At 73.7% G+C, this 5,994-nt stretch carries 2 protein-coding genes; both read right to left on the bottom strand.

Translation table 11 applies throughout. The features are described 5' to 3' along the window. Positions 1-3,424 (bottom strand): amino acid adenylation domain-containing protein (locus ACWEKM_RS45435; protein ID WP_451627177.1); only part of this gene is annotated, 3,424 nt, incomplete at its 3' end. After that, a partial coding sequence (locus ACWEKM_RS45430) for a condensation domain-containing protein (protein WP_451627176.1) occupies positions 3,424-5,994 on the bottom strand: 2,571 nt, incomplete at its 5' end. The genes ACWEKM_RS45430 and ACWEKM_RS45435, both read right to left, overlap by 1 nt.

Genomic DNA, 5,994 nt, shown 5'->3' with positions numbered 1-5,994 from the left:
ACACCTCCTGCCACGGCACACCCCCCTCCTCCAAAAACACCGTCCGCAGACTCTCGTGCCGCGCCACCACATCACCCAACGCCGCCACCAACGCCTCCCGATCCACCACACCCCGCAACCGCAGGGCGAACGGGATGTTGTAGGTGGCGCTCGGGCCCTCCAGGCGGTCCAGGAACCACAGCCGGCGCTGCGCGAAGGACAGCGGCACCCGGGCGGGTCGCTCGGCGGGCCGCAGCGCGGTGCGCGCCTCGTCCGCCTCGCCGATCCGCTCCGCCAGAGCGGCGACGGTGGACGCCTCGAAGAGGGTGCGGATGGCCAGCTCCACGCCCAGGGCGGTACGGACCCGGCTGACCAGGCGGGTGGCGAGCAGCGAGTGCCCGCCGAGGTCGAAGAAGTCGTCGTCGACGGCGATTCGGTCGACGCCGAGCACCTCCGCGAACAGGCCGCAGAGGATCTCCTCGCGGGCGTCGCGGGGTGCTCGTCCGGAGGCGGAGCCCGCGATGTCGGGGGCGGGCAGCGCCGCCCGGTCCAGCTTCCCGTTGGGCGTCAACGACAGACGTTCGAGGGGGACGAAGACGGCCGGGACCATGTGGTCGGGCAGGTTCTCGGCGGCGTGTGCGCGCACCGTCGGCAGTTCACCCTCCTGTCCGGGCGGGGTGACCAGGTAGGCGACGATCCGCTGGTCGCCCGGCTGGTCCTCGCGGACGATCACGGCGACCTCGGCGACGGCCGGGTGGTCGGCGAGCACCGACTCGATCTCGCCCGGCTCGATCCGGAAACCACGGACCTTGACCTGGTCGTCGGCGCGGCCCACGAACTCCAGGGCGCCGTCCGCCGTCCAGCGGGCCAGGTCACCGGTGCGGTACATCCGCTCCCCCGGCGCGCCGAACGGGTCGGCGACGAAACGCTCGGCGGTGAGCGCGGCCCGGTCCAGATAGCCGCGGGCCAGTCCGGCCCCGGCGACGTACATCTCCCCGGCGACGCCGGGCACGGACGGGCGCAGACCGCCGTCGAGCACATAGATCCGCAGGTCCGGTATGGCGCCGCCGATCATGCTGCCGGGGCCGGCCGCGGCACCCGGCGCGTCCAGTTCGAGGTGGCTGACGTGCACCGTGGTCTCGGTGATGCCGTACATGTTGACCAGGACGGGGGCCCGGTCGTCGTGGCGGGTGTACCAGTCGGCGAGCCGCCACAGGTCGAGCGCCTCGCCGCCGAACACCACGTGCCGCAGGCTCAGCCCGTCGCCGAGTTCCGGGTTCTCCCGGTCGGCGCGCATCAGCTGGTAGAAGGCCGAGGGGGTCTGGTTGAGGATGGTGACCCGTTCGTCGACGAGCAGCCGCAGGAAGTCCTCCGGGGAGCGGCTGACCTCGTGCGGCACGACGACGAGCCGGCCGCCGTGCAGCAGCGGGCCCCACAGTTCCCAGACCGAGAAGTCGAAGGCGTAGGAGTGGAAGAGGGTCCACACGTCCTCGCGGCCGAAGTGGAACCAGTGCCTGGTGGCGCCGAACAGCCGGATCACGTTCTGGTGCGGGACCACCACGCCCTTGGGGCGACCGGTGGAACCGGAGGTGTAGATGACGTACGCCGCATGGTGCGCGAGCACCCGCACGCCCGGGTCGGTGTCCGGCTCGGCGGCCAGCGCGGCCTGGGTGTCCGGTGTGTCGAGCAGCAGCCGCTCGACCTCGCCGAGCCCGTCGGGCAGGCCCGTGTCCGAGCGGGAGACCAGCAGGGCGGGGCGCGCGTCCGCCAGCATGTAGGCGAGCCGGTCCGCGGGGTAGGCCGGGTCCAACGGCACATAGGCGGCACCGGACTTGAGGACGGCGAGGACGGCGACCACCAGATCGGCGGAGCGGGGCAGCGCGAGTGCCACGAACCGTTCGGGGCCCGCGCCGCGCCGCACCAGCAGCCGGGCCAGCCGGTTGGCGCGCGCGTCGAGTTCCGCGTAGGTCAGCCGCTCGTCGCCGCAGGTGACGGCGGTGGCCCTGGCGCTGCGGGCGGCCTGCACGGCGAACCGGGTGGAGAGGGTGGAGAGGGTGTGCGGGGCGTCCGGCGCGGGCCGTTCGCCGCGGGCGTTCCACTCCTCGACGATGCGGTGCAGTTCCTCCTCGCCGAGGATGTCGTAGCGGCCGGTGGGCCGGGTCGGGTCCGCGGCGAATGCCTCGAAGATCCGCGTCAGATGCTCGCCGACGCGACTGACCGTCTCGGTCTCGAAGAGGTCGGGGCGGTAGTCCAGGCGCATCCGCAGCCGGCCGTCGGCCACGTCGGCGATGACGCCGAGCGCATAGTGCGTGGCGTCGGTGGCGCGCAGTGCGGTGAGTTCGAGGTCGCCGCCTGTGGGCTGGAGTTCGGCGGGGTCGAGCGGGTAGTTCTCGAAGACCGCGATGGTGTCGAACAGGGTGCCGTGCCCGGCGACGCGCTGCACCTCGGTCAGCCCCAGGTGCTGATGGGCCATCAGGTCGGCCTGCCGGGACTGGAGCCGCTTCAGGGCGTCGGCGAGCGGCTCGGCGGCGGGCAGTTCGATGCGCACCGGCAGCGTGTTGATGAACAGGCCGACCATCGTCTCGATGCCCGGGATCTCCGGCGGCCGGCCGGACACGGTCGCGCCGAAGACGATGTCGTCGCGGCCGGTCAGCTTGCTCAGCAGCAGCGCCCAGGCGCCCTGCAGCAGGGTGTTGAGGGTGAGCCCGTGCTCCCGTGCCCGGGCCCGCAGGCGCTCGGTCAGCTCCGCCGCGAGCGCCACGGTGAGATGCCGCGGCGCCGCTGTGACCGGCGGCGCGTCGGCGGGCGCGAGCAGACTCGGCCCGTCGAGTCCGGCGAGCGCCTCGCTCCAGGCCGCCTCGGCCGCGTCCTTGTCCTGCGCGTTCAGCCAGCCGAGGTACTGGCGGTACGGGGTGACCGTCGGCAGCGCGCTCTCGTCACCGCGGTTCGCGTACAGCTCGAACAGCTCGCGGACGAGGACCGGCATGGACCAGCCGTCCATCAGGATGTGGTGCTTGGTCAGCACCAGACGGTGGCTGCGCTCGCCGAGCCGGAACAGGGTGCAGCGCAGCAGCGGCGGCCGGCTGAGGTCGAAGCGCTCGGCCCGGTCGGCGGTGACCAGCCGGTCGAGTTCGGCGCTGCGCCGCTCCGGGTCCGGCTCGGTCGACAGGTCGGTCTCGGTCCAGGGCAGCTCCACCGTCTGCGGGACGACCTGCACGGTGCGGCTGAGCCCCTCGTGCCGGAACCCCGCGCGCAGGTTGGGGTGGCGGCGCAGCAGTGCCTCGGCCGCCGCGCGCAGGGCCGCCGCGTCGAGCGCGCCCTCCAGGTCGAAGACCAGCTGCACGGTGTAGACGTCCGCGGAGTGCTCGTCGTACAGCGCGTGGAAGAGCAGGCCCTCCTGGAGCGGCGTGAGCGGCAGTACGTCGGCGAGTCCCGGCTTCGTCATTACGAGGTTCTCCAGTCGGCTTCCAGCAGGTCGATCTCGGCCTGGGACAGTGAGACGAGGGTCAGATCGGAGGGGGTGCGCCCGCCGGCCTCGGGCACCCGGGCGTGCTCGGCCAGGACGGCCAGGACGCGGGACCAGGTGTCGGCCAGGTCGGCGACCTCGGCCTTGGTGAACAGGTCCCTGGCCCAGGACCAGGTCGCCACCAGGCGCGGGCCGTCCGGGCCGTCCTCGGTGACCGCGTTGAGTTCCACTTCGTGGGTGAGCGGCATCCCCGGGTCACTGCCGCCGCCCAGCGCGTCGGCCTCCGGGGCCGCGGTCCACGGCTGCCCGGCGCCGTCGGCGGCCGGGAAGCGGCCCAGGTAGTTGAAGCCGAGCTGCGGCGGGGAACTGTGCGGCAGCAGCGTGGCGGGCGTGAGGTGGCGCAGCATTCCGTAGCCGATGCCCCCGTCGGGCACCGCGCGCAGCTGCTCCTTGATTCCCTTGAGCACCTCGCCGACGGCCGCCCCGCCCTTCCAGAACCCGGCGCGCAGCGCGCTGCCCGGGTCCAGGCGCACCGGATGCAGACTGGTGAACCAGCCGACGGTGCGGGACAGGTCGGCGCCCGGCACGATGTCCTGACGGCCGTGCCCCTCCAGGTCGAGCAGCACCGCCGGGTCGCCGCCCCGCCCGCGCCGCTCCCGCCAGTCCGCGACGGCCACCGTGAAGGCGGTCAGCAGGACGTCGTTGATGTTGGTGTGGAAGGCGGCGGGCACCTGGGTCAGCAGGGCCGAGGTGTGCTCCGTGGACAGCCTCCGCTCCAGGGTTCGCTCGGTGGCGAAGGTGTCCCGCGCAAGGTCCAGGCGCCGGCTGCCCAGGATCGGGTCGCCACCTGCCAACTGGCTGCGCCACAGGTCGAGTTCACCCGAACGTCCGGCCGCGGCCTCGGCCAGCGCCGCGGCCCAGACGCGCAGCGGGGTGGCCACCGGGGGCAGCGTCGGCTGCTCGCCCCGGGCGAGGGCCGCGCAGGCGGCGGCGAGGTCCGGCACCAGGATGCGCCAGGAGACGCCGTCGACGACCAGGTGGTGGACCAGCAGCAGCAGCCTTCCGCTGCCGTCGGATCCGGCGTCGAACCAGACCGCCTGGAGCATCACCCCGGCGTCCGGGTCGAGCCGTCCGGCGGCCGATTCGGCGTTCGCGGCGATGGCCGCGCGCAGCATCTTGTCGGACGCGCCGGGCAGCACGGTCCGGCGGATCAGCGCGGCCGCGGAGACGGTGCCCGGCTCGGGCACCTCCAGCGCCCAGTCGTCCTCGCGCAGCAGGCGGGCGCGCAGCGCGTCGTGCCGGTCGAGCAGGGCCTGCACCGCGTCGGTGAGCTGGTCCTGGGTGAGGTCGGCCGGGGTGTGCAGCAGCATGGACTGGTGGAAGCGGCCGACGGGCCCGCCGCGTTCGCGCAGCCAGTGCACGATCGGTGTGGCGGGCACCCGGCCGACGCCACTGCCCGCGGTGAGCGCGCCCGCGGCCTGCTGCCCGGTGCTGACGGCCACCCGGGCGAGCGCGGCCGGGGACTTGTGCTCGAAGACCTGCTGGGCGGTGACGGCGAGACCGGCCTGCCGTGCGCGGCTGACCAGTTGGATGGACATGATGCTGTCGCCGCCGAGGTCGAAGAAGCTGTCCTCGGCGCCGACCGGGCCGAGGCCCAGCAGTTCGCCGAAGAGCCCGCAGAGGATCTCCTCGCGCGCCCCGCTCGCCGCCCGTCCGCCGGCGGCGACGGACAGGTCGGGGGTGGGCAGCGCCTTGCGGTCCAGCTTTCCGTTGGGGGTCTGCGGGAACGCGTCGAGCACCACGATCGCGGCCGGAACCATGTAGTCGGGCAGCGACTCGGCCACCTGTGCGCGCAGCCGGGAGGCGACCGCCTCGGCCCCGGGGCTCGGGACGACGTAGGCGACGAGGTGCTTCACGCCCGGCTGGTCCTCCCGTACCAGGGCCGCGACCTGTCCGACCGTCTCGTGCCGGGCCAGTACGGCCTCGACCTCGCCGAGTTCGATACGGAAGCCGCGGATCTTGACCTGGTCGTCGGCCCGGCCCGCGTACTCCAGCTGCCCGTCGCGGCGCCAGCGCGCCAGGTCGCCGGTGCGGTACATCCGCTCGCCCGGCCCGCCGAACGGGCAGGCGACGAACCGCTCCGCGGTCAGCCCCGGGCGCCCGAGGTAGCCGCGGGCGAGTCCCGCTCCCGCCAGATACAGCTCGCCGAGCACCCCGGGCGGCACCGGCCGCAGCGCCGCGTCGAGGACGTACAGCCGGATGTTGTCGACGGGCCGCCCGATCGGCGGCACGGTACCGGCGGTCACCGGGCCGCTCATGGAGGCGCAGACGGTGGTCTCGGTGGGCCCGTAGGCGTTGATCAGACTACGGCCGACCGACCAGCGGTCGGCAACCTCACCGGCCAGCGCCTCACCCGCCGAGACCAGAGTGCCCCCCGGCAACAAACCCTCGTCTGCCTCCATCGCCGCCAGCACCACCGGCGGCAGCGTCGCATGCGTGACACCGTACGTCTTCAGAGTCCCGGCCAACGGCTCACCCGGCTGAAGACC

This window comes from Streptomyces sp. NPDC004752, from assembly GCF_053601275.1.
This window is presented reverse-complemented; position numbering and strand designations above follow the sequence as displayed.